Below are 19,889 nucleotides of genomic sequence, written 5' to 3' on the forward strand. Positions count from 1 at the left end.
AACACTGTTCCTAATGTGGGAGGGGGCAAGCCCCCTCGCACATTTGATCCGGTCCGGCAGATAGATTTGTATCAGGCTTGGGTCAACGTCTTCACAGCACGCTCAAAACGATCCAGGCCTTCGTTGATGTCCGCCTCTTCCACTACCAGGCTCGGCGCAAAACGCACCACGTCCGGGCCAGCTTGCAGGATCATCAGGTTCTCTTTTTCGGCCGCGTTGAACACGTCCTTGGCCTTGCCTTTGAAGGCATCGCTGAGCACGCAACCGATCAACAGGCCCATGCCACGCACCTCGGTGAAGATGCCGTATTGCTTGCCGATCTGCTCCAGGCGCGCCTTGAACACGTCATGCTTGGCGTTAACACCGGCCAACACTTCTGGCGTGTTGATCACGTCGATCACCGCTTCGGCCACTGCGCACGCCAGCGGGTTGCCGCCGTAGGTGGTGCCGTGGGTGCCGACCACCAGGTGCTTGGCCAAGTCTTCACGGGTAAGCATCGCCGCAATCGGGAAACCGCCGCCCAGGCTCTTGGCGCTGGTGAGGATGTCCGGCGTCACACCGTAATGCTGGTAGGCAAACAGGTGGCCGCTGCGGCCCATGCCGGTTTGCACTTCGTCGAACACCAGCAGCGCATCGTTCGCGTCGCACAGTTCGCGGGCACCTTGCAGGTAAGCCAGTTCAGCCGGCAGTACACCGCCTTCGCCCTGGATCGGTTCCAGCACCACGGCGCAGGTCTTGCCCGACACAGCAGCTTTCAGCGCTGCCAGGTCGTTATAAGGAACGTGGGTGATGCCGGTGATTTTAGGCCCGAAACCATCGGAGTACTTGGACTGGCCGCCGACGTTGACGGTGAACAGGGTACGGCCGTGGAAGCTGTTCAGCGCGGCGATGATCTCGTATTTCTCGCTGCCGAAACGGTCAAAGGCCACACGACGGGCCAGCTTGAACGCGGCCTCGTTGGCTTCAGCGCCGGAGTTGCAGAAGAACACACGCTCGGCAAAGGTTGCGTCGATCAGCTTATGGGCCAGGCGCAGGGCCGGCTCATTGGTGAAGACGTTGGACACATGCCACAACTTGTTGGCCTGTTCAGTCAGTGCACCGACCAGCGCCGGGTGGGCGTGGCCCAATACGTTGACCGCGATGCCGCCGGCAAAGTCGATCAGCTCACGACCTGCTTGATCCCACACGCGCGAACCTTGGCCACGCACAGGGATAAAGGCGGCAGGTGCATAGTTAGGCACCATTACTTGGTCGAAATCGGCACGTTGCACCGGGGCTTGCTCAACGGACATCGGAGTCTCCTGAAGAGGAACGCCTGCCTGGAACTGGCGGGCGATGCAGGGATTGTAAGGACAGTTTTCAGCGCCACCTTGTCGCCAAGCGACAACTTCTTATAGCGCCAACCCCGGTTTTACGCGGGTTTACGGCAATGCGACATATTGCGTCGCAATGGCGCAGTGTAAACGCTGCGCCATTTGAGAGGCAGAGGTACGACGCGCTGATTTTTCCTCACGCCCTTAACTATCTGTGACCTTTGTGCCCCTCAAGCTTGCTGTGATGACGGTGACGTTATTCACTGAAGGATCAGCCACGTGCACACACCTACGTTAACGCCTATCAACCTAGCCCTTACAGATGCAGCACGCAGAGTGCCCGCCGGGGCCTACACCAACCTTCCGAAATGGCTTGGAAACGCCTCATGCGATAAGCGCCAAGCCTTGAAAAACATCAAGCTTGAATTCGCCGATTGGTATGGCGAAGCCGATCGCTCGCAACATGCGCCCCTCAAAAATGCAGTGCAGACCAGTTGGGAGGCGCAAAACCAAGTCGATGCGGCCCTGGCAACACTCAAGTCGCCGCAAGCATTTGCGGCCCCGTTACTGCAACAAGCCCTCAAAAAGCAGTTTGGCGTTGAGTCCGATGTCAGCACCACCTATCTGCGCCTGTATACCCCTCGGACCCTGCCCGGGCTCCCCATCGAGACGGGCGCCGACTCCTGGACCGTGTCACTGGTGGAGGCGGCGCTGCACAACTTCGATGCGGATGAAAGCAAACCAGCGGCGCATACCACAGAGTCGACCTACCTCATCCAATCGCCCGTCACAGAGCAGCCCGACACTCTGACCCCGGACAGCGAAACAACGGCGTGTACTGCAAAGTCGAACGGCATCACCCAATCGTCCCTCACTGGACCGTTCGACACGCTGCCTCAGATGCGCGACAAAATCAGCATCTCGCAATTCATCGAGCTGTGCCGCAAGCTGGATATCGGCAAGGAATATCAAAGCTACCTGAAGCAGTTTTTCGGGTTCAACGACGCCGTTCTCAAAGCCCGGTTGCGCGATAAGGTCATCAAAAGCCTGAAAGCCGAAGCGCAAGCCAGCCTTCAGATGGCACTTCTGAAAAAGGATGTGACACGCCCGGACTTTTATACACTTAGCCGCTTTCTAAAAGACTTTAACGGCGAGCTCGATGGCAAAACGCTGCTCAGCCATGACCTTAGCCTGATGAACGCGCCACTGACCGGCATTGCACTGCTCGCCCCCGACCTGGAGTTACACCGAAGCGCAGTCCCGGTGGTGGCCTATATTCCCGGCGATCCGCAGTCCCCCCTCAAGTATTACGCCAACGGCACAATATTCATGCAGGACCTGGCAAACAAGCTGCGCAGCGCCGACTACCAGGCGTTTTTCAGCCGTTTCGTCAACCATGAACATCGAGGCTACTTCTTCGCCGACCTCAACAACCGCTTGTCAGAAGTGGTGTGGCACGAGCAGGTCGCCGGCGACCCACGCCCCACCTGGCGCGACGAGCCGGTGACCAAACCCAACCTGCAATTTTACGCGACAAAAATCACTGGCGACCTGTACGAGCATCTGTATGAGAACAAGCTCAACAAACTGCTCAATGACGCACGGGTGACAGCTATACCCACCGCCGACGCCGATAGCAACGCACGATGGAAGCGCTGGGGTATTGCGCAAAAAATCGGTGAAGCCATTCTTGAAATCGCCGCGTTCATCGCCGCGCCCTTCATTCCACCGCTGGGGTTGGCGATGCTCGGCTATACCGCCTATCAAATGCTCGATGATGCTTTCGAAGGCATCATCGATTGGGCCGAAGGGCTCAAGAAGCAGGCATTCGGGCATCTGATGTCTTTCCTTGAACAAATGATTCAACTGGGCATGTTTGTGGTCGGCATACCAATTGCCAGAGACCTGCTGCGACAGGCGCTACCGAAGGAGGTGTGGGACTTTTTTGACTCGCTCCTGCCGGTCACCACCACCGGCAAAACCCGCCTGTGGAAGCCAGATCTGGCGCCCTACGCCCATGACATTCAACTCGTCGCCGGGTCACGCCCCGACCCGCAGGGATTGCATGCCCATGAAGACAAACAGATCCTGCCACTCGATGGGCTGCATTTTTCTGTCGAGCAACAGTCGGGCAACGCCTACCTTGCGCATCCCACCCGTGCGCATGCCTACCGTCCGCAGATAATCGGCAATGGCAAGGGCGCCTGGCTGACACCACTGGATCGCCCACTGACGTGGGATCGCACCACCCTGCTGCGCCGCCTCGGCCCGCCGGCCGACACCATCAGTGAGGCGGGCCTTGAACAAGCCTATCGCATCAGCGGAACCGACGAAGGCGTCCTGCGCAAAACGTACATGGACCGCCAACCGCCGCCCCCACTGCTGGTAGACACACTCAAGCGCATAAAGATTGATGAGCAGTTACAAGACTTCATCGACCAGATGAACAGTGACGCCCCCCTGGTTTATCAAAAAGCCGACCCCCAGACCCAATTGTGGCTACTGAGCCAGACCCATCTGTGGCCCGAATCCAAGACGCTGCGGTTTCTCAATGCAAAAGGTGAAACTGTCTGGGAGCATAAAGGCCGGGAAAACGCCGCCGTGGCGCAAATACACGAAGCCCAGATGCACAATGGCGACCTGCTGAAAACCCTGCTGGAAACCTTGGACGAGTCAGAGCGCAAAACCTTGCTTGAGGAAGAGTTCGGCACTACTCCCCAAATGCACGTGCGCACCGCCACACTGCGCAAACGCTTGGCACGCCAAGCCCAAGACAAACGTGCCTCCATGTTTGACTCGCGCTATCGAAAAGCTGAAACAACCGATAACGCACGCCTGCAAAAAATCATCGACACCACCGATGGCCTGCCAACGAGTGTTGCCGAAGAAGTATTACGCGGCGCCACCGGCCAAGAGCTGCTGGATATCGATCAAGGCCGCGTGCCCAGACCGGTGATTGATCGCGCACGCTGGGCCGCCCATGAGGCGCGAATCAGCCGGGCCCATGAAGGGCTGTACATGGACGCCCTGCAAAGCAGCGATACACATCGACTCGCCCTGCATTCGCTGGAAAACCTGCCGGGATGGTCGCCACAGGTACGCCTGGTAGTCACCGATTTCAGCCGTACCGGCGAGGTACGAGATGCTATCGGTAGCCCCCAAGCGCCGATCCAACGCATTCTCGTGGCTGTCGACGGTGGTTACATCCCCGAAGACGGCAAGGGCACCCTGTTTGGAGAAACCGACTTCTACACTGCCGTCCTCCAGGCGCTACCTGACGCGCAGCGCGATGCACTGGGCATTCATATCGGCCAAGGCCCGCTGCTGAGGCAAACCTTGCGTCAGCACACATTGACGCGTGAAGCGCTTGGCGCGCTGCTGGCCGAGCACCCCGTGCGCAAACCCTTTTACGACCCGACGCTGATGCGCCTGCCCGGCGGCATGGAGGGCTACGGTGCCACCCCGGCAACCCCAGGTAACAGCCTGGAGGCTCAGTTATTACATGAGCTATACCCCCGCCTGCTCCCGACACAAGTGAGCGGTGCACTGAACTTCCTGCGAACTCTGCCCGGCTCTCCCCTACGAACGCTTCAATCCATGAAGATGGAGTTTTCACAGTTCGAAAATCGCCTTTCGGCCTGGTATTTCAACACCCCGCAAACCCTTATTGATACCCAAGTCCCACTCCCTCCCTCGAGAATCGCGGATGAGCAACTCATTCGCGGGGAATGGACACGCCAGCTGATCAGCGCCTGGCGTCATGAACTGCCCCCGGACCCTGGCTTCAGAGAAGGCCACCTATTGCAGCTCGACGCCGTATATGGCGAGCTCCCGACACTGAATATGCGCTTCATTCACATTTCCAACCTGAAACTGGCGGGCTACCACACCACCCGAGGCGCACCCGACTTCCTGACTCACTTCCCCAACCTGCGCACGCTGGAGATTAGCGATATTGCCCTCAACACAATCCCCTCTGAGGTCATAGGGCTTCCCCATCTCAACAGCCTGACGATGCGCAATTGCAACCTCAACCTGACCGCTCAAAACCGTGCAGACCTTGCCACATTGACCGGGCTTCGACATCTGGACCTCTCTAACAACCCCCAACTGTCACTCAGCCCCGACCTTAGGCGCATGGCCAACTTGCAGACGCTGAACCTGAGCCACACCAACATCTCCCTGATCCCCGAAGGCTTGATCGGTCGCCCTCTTTTGACGAGTGCCAACCTCAGCAACAACTACTTGAGCAGACTGCCCGCCAACCTCTTCAACGTGTCCAAAGCAACCGCCAGAACGATTAATTTGTCAGGCAATGAACTCTCCCGCACGGCACGGGAGCACATCAAAAGCTATTGCCAGAGGACCAGCGAACATTTTGGTGCAGACGCCCTTCCTACCGAACGTTCGCTGGCCCAGGCGCTCTACCCCACCTTCACCGTCGATAAGGCCAACAACTTTATTTACCGGCTGCCCGGTGGCCTGGATGACTCAATGGCAATACTTGTACGCCTGAAAGCAGACTACGAGAGCCTGCAAGCAGGCTTGGGAGAATGGGTGGCAAACGTCCCTGAACAGCACTCGGGCGCCCCCCTGGACGAGGACACTCGGGCACGACAACAAATCCTTCGAGACCAGTTCAAGACGTTACTGGAGGAAGGCTGGCGACGGGAAACCAGCCAGGATTTAGCACATGTGCCACCGGCAAACTTCCATCAAATGAAATTAACGACGCCACTGCTCGGCGATCTACCGGTACCGAGGGCCAATTTCGACCATATTTCAAAGCTGGAACTCGAGGGAGAGGACACCACATCAATCCCCGAGGGATTTCTCGAACGTTTTCCCAACCTGGAGAGCCTGTTTATCCACCGGTATACATTGCAAGACATTCCCCCGGGCGTATTCAAATTACCGAAGCTAAAGGCACTCAACCTGACGCAAAGCAATATCCGATTGACACCAACGAGCGCCGCAGAATTGAGCGACCTGCACAATCTTGAATACCTGGTTCTGAGTCACAACCCCAACTTGGGAATCGCCCCCGACGTCAGCAAAATGTCCAGGTTAGAAACCTTGATGATCGAAAACGCCGGCCTTACCGAGCCCCCTCACAAGCTGTTCAACCTGCCACGGCTCGATGCCCTGAACTTGAGCAACAACCGAATGACCGAGCTTCCCGACGACCTGTTTGAATTAGACGCGGACATGGCTGACGGCTTCAATCTCAGCGGCAACCCCTTCTTGCCAGAAACGATAGCCAAACTGCGCCGTTACTACCGTCGTACGGCCGTGGACTTTGGCGTGCCTGAAGCCCGACAGCCCCCTCCAACACTCGACGACACTCCGTCCGAAGAAGAGGGGGATGAATAGAAAATGCTCAACCGCACTCAAGCGCCTGACGGGCGCCCACTGGAATGCGCAAATACGGTAGACCAGGCATTACAAATGCCTGCAGGACGTCAAGGCGTTCGCCACGCCTCTGCTTGAACAGGCCCTGAAAGCCAACTTCGGCCTGGAGCTGGATGTCGAGGCCACCTATTTGCGCCTGTGTATTGCCCTCAACATCCCATGGTTCCCGATACGTTCGGGCGCCACACGTACCTGGACCGTCTCGCTGCTTGACGCCGCCTTGCATAACTTCGAACACAAAAATTGGCTGTGCTGTATCTGAGCAACGCGGCACTGAGCGAAGTTCCAGAGGGCGTATTTGGCCTGGATCAACTGCAAACGCTGGACCTGAGCAATAACGCGATCCGGGAGATACCACAGGACTTGCTGGAGACGTCAGCAACCTTCAATGGCGACAGCGACTTGAGCGGCAACCCACTGTCGGCGCAAAGCATGGAGCGCTTGCGTCAGTACTACCAACGCACAGGTGTGGACTTCCAGGTCGCGGCCGCCACCGTGGACTCCCAAGGCACGCCGCTGGTAGCAGCTCTGCCAGTACCAGAAGAAGACTAACTGTTTAATCAGCCGCGCTCTGAGGGCACCGACGACAACTCGAAGGGGCTGCTGCTGCGCCGCTGGTTGCGGTCTTCGCGCGGCGTGGCGCCAAAGAAATTGCGGTAAGCGCTGGAGAAATGCGGCCCCGAGGAGAAGCCGCACGACAGGCCGATCTGGATGATCGACTTGCTGGTTTGCATCAACATCTGGCGCGCCTTGTTCAGGCGCAGTTCCAGGTAGTACTGGCTGGGGACGCGATTGAGGTATTGCTTGAAGATCCGTTCCAGTTGTCGTCGCGACACGCACACGTGCTGGGCGATCTCGTCGGTGGTCAGCGGCTCTTCGATATTGGCTTCCATCAACAGCACCGCCTGGGTCAGCTTGGGATGGCTGGAGCCCAGGCGGTTTTGCAGTGGAATACGTTGGCGCTCACCGCCTTCGCGGATGCGCTCCACCACCAATTCCTCGGACACAGCACCGGCCAACTCCGCGCCGTGATCGCGGGCCAGCACCGCCAGCAGCAGGTCGAGTACCGACATGCCGCCACAAGCGGTCAGGCGATCACGGTCCCAGTCGAACAAATGGCTGGTGGCGATGACCTTGGGGAAGCGCTCGGCAAAATCGTCCTGCCAGCGCCAATGCACGGCAGCGCGATAACCATCCAACAGACCAAGCTGGGCCAACGGGTACACACCCGCCGATAACCCACCGATCACGCACCCAGCCCGAACCAGCTGCTTGAGCGCAGTGCTGAGCTGCGACGCGATGACGGTAGGCGGTTCATCCGCCAACAGGAACAGTTTCTGAAAGCCTTCCAACTTGCCGGCCCACGGCTCGCCCGGCAACTGCCAGGCCCCCTCGGTTTGCGGCTCGGCCTGCAGAAAAGACAACTCGTAGACCACATCCGGATGCACCCGCTGAGCAACGCGCAAGGCCTCCTCAGCCAGCGCAAGCGTGAGTGCTTTTGTGCTGGGCCAAATCAGGAAACCAATTTTGTGGGCGGTCATGGAGTGCTATCCGGAGCGAAAACAGTGAAAGAAGCCGTGGGCCAATGCTAGCCCGTAATCAACTACAAATCCCAAAACAAACAGAGATCAAAAGTGGGAGCTGGCTTGCCTGCGATGACGGTGGGTCAGTTAACACATCATTGACTGATGCATCGCTATCGCAGGCAAGCCAGCTCCCACAGGAGATCGGGGCTAACCTCAAGACTGCGGAGCATGCACTATCCCGGTGCACAAAAGCAGCCTTGACTATTTCAAACTGCCAGAGAGGAACTGCTGCAACCGTTCGGACTGCGGGTTCACCAGCACTTCCCGCGGATTACCACGCTCTTCAACAATGCCTTTGTGCAAAAACACCAACTGGTTCGACACTTCACGGGCAAAGCCCATTTCGTGGGTCACCACTACCATGGTGCGGCCTTCCTGGGCCAGGTCCTGCATGACCTTGAGCACTTCGCCCACCAGCTCCGGATCCAGCGCCGAAGTAGGCTCATCGAACAGCATTACCTCGGGCTCCATCGCCAGCGCACGGGCAATCGCCACACGCTGCTGTTCGCCACCGGACATGTGGCCCGGGAACGCGTCCTTACGATGGCCCACGCCGACCTTGGCCAGGTAATGCTCGGCCTTTTCACGGGCTTCTTTCTTCGACATGCCCAGCACGTGCACCGGGGCTTCCATCACGTTTTCAAGCGCGGTCATATGCGACCACAGGTTGAAATGCTGGAACACCATGGACAGGCGTGAACGCATACGTTGCAGTTGCTTGGGGTCGGCAGCCTTCATGGCGCCATCCTTGTTGGCCACCAGTTTCAGCTCTTCGTTATTGAGCAGAATCTTGCCGGCGTGGGGCTGCTCCAGCAGGTTGATGCAGCGCAAAAAGGTACTTTTGCCCGAACCGCTGGAACCGATGATGCTGATCACATCACCGGCCGCTGCGGCCAAGGACACACCTTTGAGCACTTCATGACTGCCATAGCGTTTATGCAGGTCTTGGACTTCAAGCTTGTACATGCGGTCGGTTCTCACAAAAACAGGTGGTCAGTCGTTGAGCAAGCGCCCGTGACGCAGCGCTTCGCGCCCCGCCACCTTGGCCAGCCAGAAACCCGCTTGGGCATAACGTAGCCGTTCAACGGCAAACAACACCCCCGAGGTGCCCGCACAAATGGTGCTTACGCGGTCGGTCAGGGGGTCAATCACTTCAAAAATCTCGTCGCCGGTTTCTACCCAGTCGCCAGCTTTACGCAGGTAACTGATCACTCCGGCATGGGGGGCGAACAGCAACTCGGTGCCTTCGAAGGGCATGCCTTCACAAGGTTCATGTTGCGGTGCGGGCCATTGGCCCCTGATCAAGCCCTGTTCGGCGAGGAATGCCAGAATGCCTTCGGCGTGGAAGATCGCTTCATCACGGCCTGTGTCGGCCTGGCCGCCCAATTCCAGCGTTGTCGCCAGACAGGCCAGCGGAATCTGCGCCTCGGGGAACAGGCGCGACAAACGCAACCACGGCAACGAGCACGCCTCGTCAAACGAACTGCCGCCGGAATCTTCCGCCAGCAGGCCGACCTGCACATTCAAATGCGCTGACAGCGACCGCCACTGCGGCCAGTGCTGCGGCAAAGCGTACATGTGCAGCGCGGCTTCGGCATCGCAATGCAGGTCCAGCACTACATCGGCGGTGCAGGCATGGCTCAGCAGAATGCGCTGCATGCCTTGCAACTGGCTGCTCGGCTCGGGCAAGGCGGTGAGCGTATCGCTCATGGCCTGGCGAATCATGCGCACATTGGCGTGCGGGTCATCGCTCAGTTTGTCTTGCAGCAATGCAGCGACCGGCTCGCTCAACTCAACGAAGTCGCGATTGAAATTCTTGCCGCTGCCCACTTCGAAACGCCCCTGGTGGCTGCCTTGCAACAGCTGGCCAAGGCCCATCGGGTTGGCCACCGGCACCAGCTCGATCACGCCGTTGAGGGCGCCCTGCTGTTCCAGCTCGGTGAGGCGTTTTTTCAGTTCCCATGCGGCACGCATACCCGGCAACTCATCAGCGTGCAGGCTGGCCTGGATATAGGCTTTGCGCTCGCCGCTGCCGAAGCGAAATACGCTCAGTTGGCGCTCACAGCCCAGGTGCCCCCAGGGCAGCAGATGATCGATACGTTCCATATCAGTGCTTCCGTGGAGCCAGATAGCTCAGCCAGCGGCGCTCGGCCAACTTGAACAGGCGCACCAGAATGAAGGTCAGGCACAGGTAGAACACGCCGGCGGTGATATAGGCTTCGAACGGCAGGTAATACTGGGCATTGACCGTACGCGCGGCACCGGTGATGTCGATCAGCGTGACGATGGACGCCAGGCTGGTGGTCTGCAGCATCATGATCACTTCGTTGCTGTACTGCGGCAGCGCACGACGCAGGGCCGACGGCAACAGGATGCGGCGGTACAGCTTGTAGCGCGACATGCCCATGGCCTTGGCCGCCTCGATCTCACCGTTAGGCGTGGCCTTGAGGCTGCCGGCGATAATCTCGGCGGTGTAGGCGCTGGTGTTGATCGCAAACGCCAGGCACGCACAGAACGTCGCGCTGGACAGCAGCGGCCACAGGAAGCTCTCGCGCACCACTTCGAACTGGGCCAGGCCGTAGTAGATCAAAAACAGCTGCACCAGCATCGGCGTGCCGCGGATCACATAGGTGTAGAGCCAGGCCACACCATTGACGACCGGCTGCTTGGACACCCGCATCAAGCCCAGGGGCAAGGCCGCAAGCAGGCCGAAGAACAGCGAGATGGCGAGCAGTTTCAGGGTGGTCAGCAGGCCGCCAAGGTACAGCGGCATGGCCTCCCAGATGACGTTGTAGTCGAAGATCATAGATCAGCCGCCCTTACGCCTACCGAGTAGCGCTTCTCAAGGTAACGCAAGGCCAGCAACGACACGCTGGTGATCACCAGGTACATCGCCGCCACTGCGAGGAAGAAGGTAAAAGGTTCGCGGGTGGCATCTGCCGCCTGCTTGGCCTTGAACATCATGTCTTGCAAACCCACCACCGAAATCAGCGCGGTGGCCTTGGTCAATACCAGCCAGTTGTTGGTAAACCCGGGGATCGCCAGCCGAATCATCTGCGGCACCATCACCCGGAAAAACACCTGGAAGCTGCTCATGCCATACGCCAGGCCGGCTTCAGCCTGGCCCTTGGGAATGGCCATGAAGGCGCCACGGAAAGTTTCCGAAAGGTAGGCGCCAAAGATGAAACCCAATGTGCCAATACCGGCGGCCAAGGGGTTCAAGTCGATATAGTCGTCAAAGCCCAATAGCGGCGCGACGCGGTTGAGCAAGTCCTGGCCGCCATAGAAAATCAGCAAAATCAGCACCAGGTCGGGGATCCCGCGGATCACCGTGGAGTACAGGTCACCCAGCCAGGCCAACCAGCGCACCGGCGACAGGCGTAACGCGACCCCGATCAGACCCAGAACAATGGCCAAGGCCATGGACGACAAGGCGAGCTGAAGCGTCAACCATGCGCCATCGAGGATAACGGCCCCGTAGCCTTTCAACATGATTCAGGTCCTCGAAAAGGGGGATGAAAAAATGGCGCAAACTTCAGGATGACTGGTGCTTGCGCCATTTCGGACAGACAGCTGCGACTATTTACTTGGCATCAGCGCCGTAAATATCGAAATCGAAGTATTTGTCTTGGATTTTCTTGTATTCGCCGTTGGCACGGATCGCGGTAATCGCTGCGTTGATGCGGTCAAGGTTTTCCTTGTCGCCTTTGCGCACTGCGATACCAATACCGTCGCCGAAGTATTTGGCTTCGGTGAACGACGGGCCTACAAACGCGTAGCCTTTGCCGGCGTCGGTTTTCAGGAAGCCGTCCTGCAGCAGGGTAGCGTCAGCCACGGTACCGTCGAGACGACCGGCGGCCACGTCCAGGTAGATTTCGTTCTGGGTGCTGTAACCCTTGATATCCGCACCTTTTGGCGCCAGGACTTCACGGGCGAAACGGTCGTGGATCGAACCGCGCTGCACACCGATCTTCTTGCCCTTCAACTCATCCAGGCTGTCGCTGACGGTGGTGCCTTCCTTCATCACCAGGCGCGCTGGGGACAGGTAGTAGCGAGTGGTGAAGTCCACGGACTTCTTGCGGTCTTCGGTGATGGACATGGACGACAGGATCGCGTCGATCTTGCGCACTTTCAGCGCAGGGATCAGGCCGTCGAACTCTTGCTCGACCCAAGTGCACTTGACGTCCATCTGCTTGCACAGCGCATTGCCGATGTCGTAGTCAAACCCGACGATGCTGCCGTCCGGTGCCTTCGAAGCAAATGGAGGGTAAGCCGCTTCGATACCAATTTTCAGTGGCTTGCCTTCGGCGAAAGCCTGCATGGACAGCACGGACAGCGCCAGGGCGCCCAACAGCACGAGTTTCTTCATCTTGGGACTCCATCGGTATAGGGCAAAAACAGCAGTATGAGCCATGGCCCACGATGCGCGAAGGTGTAACCGAATAGCGGGGCTGCGTCCTGCGCGGGCAACACCTGCGACGACGAGCGAGTGATCGGCATTCTAACGACAGGCCGGAAGCCGATATTTCCTCAATGCGACAACTATTTACAGAAGCACTGAGAAAGCGGTTCCAGCTCATTGACAGCCTCTGAGTTTTATGCAGAGACAAAAGATATTAAACCTGATGATGCTGCAAATTGCGGGCCTATTATTCGCAAACCCTTCTAGCACGGCAAGTGTGGCGTTTAATCTAATTTATCAGGGGGTCTAAAACGCGGTTTTCAGGGGCGCGAGCGTGGTCCATTGCCTCAGGTTTGGGGGCGGGGTTACACATTTGCACCAGCCGGTAACATTCTGAAACGTCCCACAGCAAAAACCGATATTTATTGGCTTGGTGGTTGAAGTGCGCTCCAAATGTGGGAGGGGGCTTGCTCCCGATAGCGGCGGGTCAGCCAGTATATTTGGCACAGACCTGATGCTATCGGGAGCAAGCCCCCTCCCACTGGATATCTGGTGATTGTTAGATCCCGTAGAAAAGCCCCATCCGGCTTAAACCGGATGGGGCTTTATTTGACTATCCGCGCTTACGCGACGTTCATGGTCTTGTGCGTCTCAATCAAATGCGCCACCACACTTGGATCCGCCAGGGTGGAAATATCCCCCAGCCCATCGTATTCAGCCGTAGCGATCTTGCGCAAAATGCGGCGCATGATTTTCCCCGACCGTGTCTTAGGCAGCCCCGGCGCCCACTGGATCACATCCGGTGAAGCAATCGGGCCGATTTCCTTGCGCACCCAGTTTTTCAGCTCCAGGCGCAGCGCTTCGTTGGGCTCTTCGCCATTCTTGAGCGTGACATACACATAGATGCCCTGCCCCTTGATGTCGTGCGGCACACCCACCACCGCCGCTTCGGCGACTTTAGGGTGGGCAACCATGGCGCTTTCAATCTCGGCAGTGCCCATGCGGTGGCCGGACACGTTCAACACGTCATCCACACGACCGGTGATCCACCAGTAGCCATCTTCATCGCGACGGGCGCCATCGCCAGTGAAGTACATGCCGCGGAAGGTCTTGAAATAGGTATCGACAAAACGGTCATGGTCGCCGTACAGGGTACGCGCCTGGCCAGGCCACGAATCGAGGATCACCAGATTGCCTTCGGCAGCGCCTTCAATAATGTTACCGAGGTTGTCCACCAGCGCCGGCACTACACCAAAGAAGGGCCGCGCGGCCGAGCCTGGCTTGAGCGCGTGGGCGCCCGGCAATGGGCTCATCAGGGTCGCGCCGGTTTCAGTCTGCCACCAGGTATCGACAATCGGGCATCGGGATTGGCCGACATTCTTGTAGTACCAGTCCCAGGCTTCCGGGTTGATCGGCTCGCCCACCGAACCGAGCAGGCGCAGGCTGCTGCCGTCGGCGCCTTCGCAGGCGGCAGTGCCGGAGGCCATCATGGCGCGGATCGCAGTGGGTGCGGTGTAGAGGATGTTGACCTTGTGCTTGTCGACGATCTTCGCCACCCGGGTGATGTCCGGGTAGTTCGGCACGCCTTCGAACAGCAGCGTAGTCGCGCCATTGGCCAACGGGCCGTAGACGATATAGGTATGGCCGGTGACCCAGCCGACATCCGCGGTGCACCAGTAGATTTCGCCCGGGCGGTAGTCGAACACACGCTCGTGGGTCAGGGCGGCATACAGCAAGTAGCCGCCGGTGGTGTGCTGCACGCCTTTAGGCTTGCCGGTGGAACCGGAGGTGTAGAGGATGAATAGCGCTTCTTCGGCGCCCATCTCTTTTGGCGCACACACGGTGCCCGCCACTTTCATCAAGTCTTCGTACCAGATGTCGCGATGCTGATTCCACTTGATCGCACCATTGGTGCGCTTGCACACGATAACCTTCTGGATGCTGCTGGTTTCCGGGTTGGTCAGGGCGTCGTCGACGTTAGCCTTAAGCGGAATCTTCTTACCCGCACGTATGCCTTCGTCAGCGGTGATCACCACTTTCGACTTACAGTCGATAATGCGACCGGCCAGGGCTTCCGGGGAAAAACCGCCGAACACCACCGAATGGATCGCACCGATGCGGGTACAGGCCAGCATGGCGACCACGGCTTCGGGAATCATCGGCATATAGATAGTCACCACGTCACCGCGGTGCACATCCTGGCCACGCAAGGCGTTGGCGAACTTGCAGACTTCCTCATGCAGCTCGCGGTAGGTGATATTGCGGCTCTCGGCTGGGTCATCGCCCTCCCAGATGATCGCGATCTGATCGCCACGTTCGGCAAGGTGACGGTCCAGGCAGTTGTAGGAAACGTTCAAGGTGCCATCGGCAAACCATTTGATGTCGACATGGTGGTCGTCGAACGAGGTCTGCTTCACCGCGGTGAAAGGCTTGACCCAGTCAAGGCGTTTGGCTTGCTCACGCCAGAAGCCATCGGGGTTGACCACCGACTGCTGGTACATGGCCTTGTAGGTCGCCTCGTCGGTCAGCGTGTTGGCTGCTACTTCGGGGCGAACAGGGTACAGGGAAGCCGCACTCATCTTTCTTACCTCGGTGACAATAGTTGTTGTTGTATGGCCCCTGTTGTAGCCGGGGTGGACCTATAGAACCATTCGACGATGGTAGTAACAAGACCCTACAAATTGCCCTGCTATGCCTGCTTGCTGCTCTGGCCCGCGGTCTGCGGTGCGTTGCGGGTAACTGAAAAAACTTTGATCGACCGATTGTTACAAAAACCGCCAAAGGTGTTTATCAAAAGCACGGGTATATGAATATAACGCGCAGGCTTAGAATCACTTCCGCCAACCAAGGCACTGTGATTAACAACGTAACAGCCCCCACGAAGGCAGGTTAATCCGAACTTCCCAACTTTTAAGTTACACACGCGGCCTCACAAGGGCCCCGTGACCCCTTTCGCCCTGAAGAAGGTAATGAAGAAATGAAAGCTCTATTAGTTATGGCCCTCAGCAGCTTGTGCGCCACCGCCGCCCTGGCCGACGAAGCCCCGACTGAGCTGGCCGGCCACAACGCCCCGATTGTTGAGGATTACACCTACAGCACTCACTTGGATGTGGCTAAAGTATTGTCCATGAGCAGTATTCCGGAAGTCTGTGAAGTTGTTCCGGTAAAGATGGAATATGAAGACTCCCAAGGTCAACGACACATCCTCAACTATCAAGTGATGGGCAATGGTTGCTCTAACGGATAACAACTTGGTTATTTAGATTCAACCCGGATCTTGGTCGCCGCAAGAAATCAATCTTGCGGCCAAGAACCCACCTCGAATACACCGCAAATCAAATGTGGGAGCTGGCTTGCCTGCGATGGCGGTTTCAGCCACGACGTCCCATACAGCCCTTCTCACCTGCTCCCTCCCCTCCCCATAAAATTTCTCCCAACACCCGGCAGAAATTTCCATCCCCAGCAAAGCCTTGCAAACACTCGCTCTGGCCGAAAACCACGTCATTTTGGCGCGCTCAAGTGACCATCCGCCGCAACACAAACCCAAATTTTTCCCTATAATGCGCGGGTAAATCGGGCCTGCAATATCCCTTTACACTGGGACGAAGAGCCAGACCTGAGGCATCCCGCGCGAGCTTGCACCTACCGCTGCGCACCTCAAGCCTCACGCAGAGCACCCGTAGCCCTATTCCGTTTAATGCGTGCGCTAGCTGCAACAAACGATTCCTTAAGATCCACCGCGGCCCAAGGGCCGTGTGAACACCCAACCATCCGGTTTCACACGGGCACCTTTGAGCCCTCACGCAGGAGACGACACGTCATGCTGAGCTGGGACGAATTCGACAAAGAAGAAGAAGGCGAAGTAGCCACCAAAGGCGCCAACGCCGGCCACGCCACCGAAGCCAACATGGACCGCCTCGACGGCGCCGGCGCCGCTGCCGCCATCGAAGCCCGCGCCGTCACTGCCAGTGATTCGGCCGCCATCGTGCGCGCCAAGGCCGCCCTGGACAAACTCGACGTCGCCGAAGGCCTCGCCGAGCTGGAAGGCTCCGCCGCCCGCGTCGCCGTTGACGAAAAGCGCATGATCAACTGCCGCGCCGACCTCAACCAACTCGTGCCTTTCAAGTACGACTGGGCCTGGCAGAAATACCTCGACGGCTGCGCCAACCACTGGATGCCGCAAGAGGTCAACATGACCGCCGACATCGCCCTGTGGAAAAACCCTGAAGGCCTGACTGACGACGAACGCCGCATCGTCATGCGTAACCTCGGCTTCTTCTCCACCGCCGACTCGTTGGTCGCCAACAACCTGGTGCTGGCCGTGTACCGCCTGATCACCAACCCGGAATGCCGCCAGTACATCCTGCGCCAGGCATTCGAAGAAGCGATCCACACCCACGCCTACCAGTACTGCATCGAATCGCTGGCCATGGATGAAGGCGAGATCTTCAACATGTACCACGAGATTCCATCGGTCGCCAAAAAGGCAGCCTGGGGCCTCAAGTACACCCGCTCGATCTCCGATCCGAAGTTCGAAACCGGCACCGTCGAGACCGACAAGGAACTGCTGCGTAACCTGGTCGCCTACTACTGCGTACTGGAAGGCATCTTCTTCTACTGCGGCTTCACCCAGATCCTGTCCATGGGTCGTCGCAACAAGATGACTGGCGTGGCCGAGCAGTTCCAGTACATCCTGCGCGATGAGTCGATGCACCTGAACTTCGGTATCGATGTGATCAACCAGATCAAAATCGAAAACCCGCACTTGTGGGATGCCGAGATGAAGGAAGAAGCGACCCAGATGATTTTGCAGGGCACGCAGCTGGAGATTGAATATGCGCGCGACACCATGCCTCGCGGTGTTCTGGGTATGAACGCGGCGATGATGGAGGATTACCTCAAGTTCATCGCCAACCGTCGCCTGTCGCAGATTGGCTTGAAGGAAGAGTACCCAGGCACCACCAACCCGTTCCCGTGGATGAGCGAGATCATGGACTTGAAGAAAGAGAAAAACTTCTTCGAGACCCGTGTGATCGAGTACCAGACCGGCGGCGCGCTGAGCTGGGATTGATCCCTAAGCCAAGCAACACGATGAAGCCCTGACTTGTTCAGGGCTTTTTTATGCACGGTGAATTGCCACTTTTTGAAGCATATCGCGTCAAGCACCTTGCCCAGAAGGGTTCGGATCGCATCACCAATGCTGTAGCCTTGTGCCGCAATTGCCATCAGTGTTCTCATCGGGCACGGGAGCAGACTCCTGCTGTCACAGCTGATGCACGCTTAAAACTATTAGATAGGACCGAGGCCAACCCGTGAACCCAGAAATGCTCGAAGCCGGCCCCGCAGACGCCAAAGTACTTTCCGTCTTTGACTTCGACGGCACCCTCACCCACCACGACAGTTTCGTGCCCTTCCTCAAGTTTGCCTTTGGCCCCGGTGAGTTTTATGGCCGGATGGTCAAGCTGGCAGTGCCTGGGCTGCGCTTTTTGGTGCGGCAGATCAGCCGGGATGAGTTGAAGGCGCAGTTGATCCGCACCTTTATGACCGGTGTTGAGAAGACGTGGGTGCAACAGAAGGCCGAGGAGTATTGCCAGCGCAATTGGGCGCGGTTGATGCGCCCGGCGGGGGTGTTGTCGGTGGAGCAGGAGTTGGGCTCAGGGGCGGTGGTGACGCTGTGTTCGGCGTCGCCGGCGTTGGTGTTGCAGCCGTTTGCCAATCGCCTTGGGATCAAGTTGATTGGGACTGAGCTTGAGGTGGTCGACGGGGTGTTGACCGGCAAGCTCACCGGGAATAATTGCCGTTGTGAGAACAAGGTACTGCGGCTTGAGGCGGTGTATGGGGATTTGGGCGAGTATCGGCTGCGGGCCTGGGGCGATACGCGGGGGGATAGGGAATTGTTGGCGGCGGCGCAGGATGCGCATTTTCGGCACTTTCATGCGAAGAAGAAAAAGCGGGCTCGGTTGCAGCGGTGATGCGGGTGGGTGGGAATCGACTGGGAACAAAGTCGATCCCATCGCAGCCTCGCTGGGGCTCGACAGCTCCCACATTTGATCCGTGCATCTCAGTGGAATGGTGTTTACGTCGTGGTTTTGAGGCCTACGCCGAGAGCCGTTGCAGACGCTTTTACCGTCAGGCTTCTTGAGCGGACGACGCGTTGCAGGTTCTTGCTGATATTTACACAGGATCCGGCTATTAATAGCCAAATCCCCACGGACCGATGCCCATGAAATTCGACACGGCCTACAGCCTGGCTCTCGATGACAAGTTGTCGATCTACGACGTACGAGAGCTGAATTTCGACGAAACCACCAACTTCGATTCCGACAAGGACCGCTTCCTCTGCCCCAACGACGCGTGCCGCGCAGCGTTCGATGCCGGCAATGTGTTGAGCACCTTCAACGCCAAGAACGTCAATTACCTGCGCACCCCACACTTCAAGAACAAACCCGGCACCCGGCATATCGAAGGCTGTCGCTATGCCAGCAGCCAAAAGACTGCGACCGGTGAAAGTGACGACGAGCGCGAGGACAACTTCCCATCGGAATTGGTACTGACACGCCGTCAGTACGAACGTAAAACACCTGCTGCCGGCATCGATGGAGGCGCCCCACAAGAGCCAACGAAAACGCCTTCAAATCGCGTTGAGAAATCCCATGTCAGCAGCGACACAACCCCGGACAAAACCAGTGTGTTCGCCCATCCGGTGGAATGCTATGTGTCGAACATCGATGACAAGGACAAGCTCAAGGCCATGCCCTTGAAGATTGGTGAGCACGCGGCGACTTACTGGTCGTTCTTCAAGAAAATCGAATACCTGCAAGACAACAAGGGCCTGATCTACTGGGGCAAGATCAAGGAAATCAAAGACTACACAAGCAGCTTTCGCATCGACTTCGAAAAGAAGGTGTGGCTCGATAAAAAGCCCTATTCAGTCAATGTATACCTGAGCAAAAAGCTCATCGAAAGCTACCGCAAGCGCACGGTTTTCCTGGAGCAGATCAAGGCGGCGGCCAGCAGCGAGCGACCGCTGTATTGTTTCTTCTACGGAGTGACACCGGAACTCAAGCAGGTGCCCAGCAAGAAAAACCCAGAGCAAACGTTCGGGGTATTCAGTGCGAATATCGAGAACCTGGATCACCTGATTATCCGGGAGGCGTCGGGGATGGAATAACCGGG

15 protein-coding genes and 1 pseudogene are annotated in these 19,889 nt (G+C 57.9%); 8 read left to right on the top strand and 8 right to left on the bottom strand.

Going from position 1 to position 19,889, the window contains the following annotated elements:
• Positions 1 to 71: 71 nt before the first annotated feature.
• Positions 72 to 1,292, bottom strand: a complete 1,221-nt coding sequence (locus tag PSEBG33_RS06650) for an aspartate aminotransferase family protein (protein ID WP_005790630.1) — start codon at positions 1,290 to 1,292, stop codon at positions 72 to 74.
• Between the two features lie 426 nt (positions 1,293 to 1,718).
• On the opposite strand from PSEBG33_RS06650, the gene PSEBG33_RS06645 reads away from it, so the two are divergent.
• The 3 genes and pseudogenes from PSEBG33_RS06645 to PSEBG33_RS06640 all read left to right on the top strand — a co-directional run bounded on the left by PSEBG33_RS06645 (position 1,719) and on the right by PSEBG33_RS06640 (position 7,277).
• Entirely contained in the window at positions 1,719 to 6,686 is a 4,968-nt protein-coding gene (locus PSEBG33_RS06645) for a leucine-rich repeat domain-containing protein (protein ID WP_232289391.1), read from the top strand.
• Between the two features lie 79 nt (positions 6,687 to 6,765).
• Positions 6,766 to 6,960 (top strand): annotated as a pseudogene (locus PSEBG33_RS30005) (dermonecrotic toxin domain-containing protein); the annotation flags it as partial.
• 14 nt (positions 6,961 to 6,974) lie between these two features.
• Complete coding sequence (locus PSEBG33_RS06640) at positions 6,975 to 7,277, top strand: leucine-rich repeat domain-containing protein (protein ID WP_005790633.1); 303 nt, start codon at positions 6,975 to 6,977, stop codon at positions 7,275 to 7,277.
• Between the two features lie 8 nt (positions 7,278 to 7,285).
• Here PSEBG33_RS06640 and PSEBG33_RS06635 read toward each other — a convergent pair whose 3' ends face one another.
• From PSEBG33_RS06635 to acs, 7 genes are all read right to left on the bottom strand, one after another.
• Positions 7,286 to 8,266, bottom strand: a complete 981-nt coding sequence (locus PSEBG33_RS06635) for a GlxA family transcriptional regulator (protein ID WP_005790635.1) — start codon at positions 8,264 to 8,266, stop codon at positions 7,286 to 7,288.
• A 246-nt stretch (positions 8,267 to 8,512) separates the two neighbouring features.
• Positions 8,513 to 9,277, bottom strand: a complete 765-nt coding sequence (locus PSEBG33_RS06630; RefSeq protein WP_005790637.1) for an ABC transporter ATP-binding protein — start codon at positions 9,275 to 9,277, stop codon at positions 8,513 to 8,515.
• Positions 9,278 to 9,304: 27 nt separating this feature from the next.
• Entirely contained in the window at positions 9,305 to 10,417 is a 1,113-nt protein-coding gene (locus PSEBG33_RS06625) for a succinylglutamate desuccinylase/aspartoacylase family protein (protein WP_005790639.1), read from the bottom strand.
• A 1-nt stretch (position 10,418) separates the two neighbouring features.
• Entirely contained in the window at positions 10,419 to 11,117 is a 699-nt protein-coding gene (locus PSEBG33_RS06620; protein ID WP_005790641.1) for an ABC transporter permease, read from the bottom strand.
• A complete protein-coding gene (locus tag PSEBG33_RS06615) occupies positions 11,114 to 11,803 on the bottom strand; it encodes an ABC transporter permease (protein WP_003193627.1) in 690 nt (229 codons plus the stop codon). Before PSEBG33_RS06615 ends, PSEBG33_RS06620 begins: the two co-directional genes overlap by 4 nt.
• A gap of 91 nt (positions 11,804 to 11,894) precedes the next feature.
• A complete protein-coding gene (locus PSEBG33_RS06610; protein ID WP_005790643.1) occupies positions 11,895 to 12,680 on the bottom strand; it encodes an ABC transporter substrate-binding protein in 786 nt (261 codons plus the stop codon).
• A gap of 656 nt (positions 12,681 to 13,336) precedes the next feature.
• On the bottom strand, positions 13,337 to 15,292 hold the full coding sequence (gene acs / locus PSEBG33_RS06605) for an acetate--CoA ligase (protein ID WP_005790645.1): 1,956 nt from the start codon (positions 15,290 to 15,292) through the stop codon (positions 13,337 to 13,339).
• A gap of 398 nt (positions 15,293 to 15,690) precedes the next feature.
• On the opposite strand from acs, the gene PSEBG33_RS06600 reads away from it, so the two are divergent.
• The 5 genes from PSEBG33_RS06600 (at position 15,691) to PSEBG33_RS06585 (ending at position 19,884) form a co-directional block, all read left to right on the top strand.
• Positions 15,691 to 15,960: a DUF2790 domain-containing protein gene (locus tag PSEBG33_RS06600; protein ID WP_032803681.1), complete on the top strand. Its 270-nt coding sequence runs from the start codon at positions 15,691 to 15,693 to the stop codon at positions 15,958 to 15,960.
• Between the two features lie 573 nt (positions 15,961 to 16,533).
• A complete protein-coding gene (locus PSEBG33_RS06595; protein WP_005790649.1) occupies positions 16,534 to 17,784 on the top strand; it encodes a ribonucleotide-diphosphate reductase subunit beta in 1,251 nt (416 codons plus the stop codon).
• Between the two features lie 50 nt (positions 17,785 to 17,834).
• A complete protein-coding gene (locus tag PSEBG33_RS28990; protein WP_087945261.1) occupies positions 17,835 to 18,029 on the top strand; it encodes an HNH endonuclease in 195 nt (64 codons plus the stop codon).
• An 8-nt stretch (positions 18,030 to 18,037) separates the two neighbouring features.
• A complete protein-coding gene (locus PSEBG33_RS06590; protein WP_032803684.1) occupies positions 18,038 to 18,685 on the top strand; it encodes an HAD-IB family hydrolase in 648 nt (215 codons plus the stop codon).
• A gap of 251 nt (positions 18,686 to 18,936) precedes the next feature.
• The gene (locus PSEBG33_RS06585) at positions 18,937 to 19,884 is read left to right on the top strand and encodes a hypothetical protein (RefSeq protein WP_005790653.1); all 948 of its coding nucleotides are present in this window, start codon (positions 18,937 to 18,939) and stop codon (positions 19,882 to 19,884) included.
• Positions 19,885 to 19,889 lie beyond the last annotated feature (5 nt).

Source organism: Pseudomonas synxantha BG33R, assembly GCF_000263715.2.
GTDB classification, from domain to species: Bacteria; Pseudomonadota; Gammaproteobacteria; order Pseudomonadales; family Pseudomonadaceae; genus Aquipseudomonas; species Aquipseudomonas synxantha_A.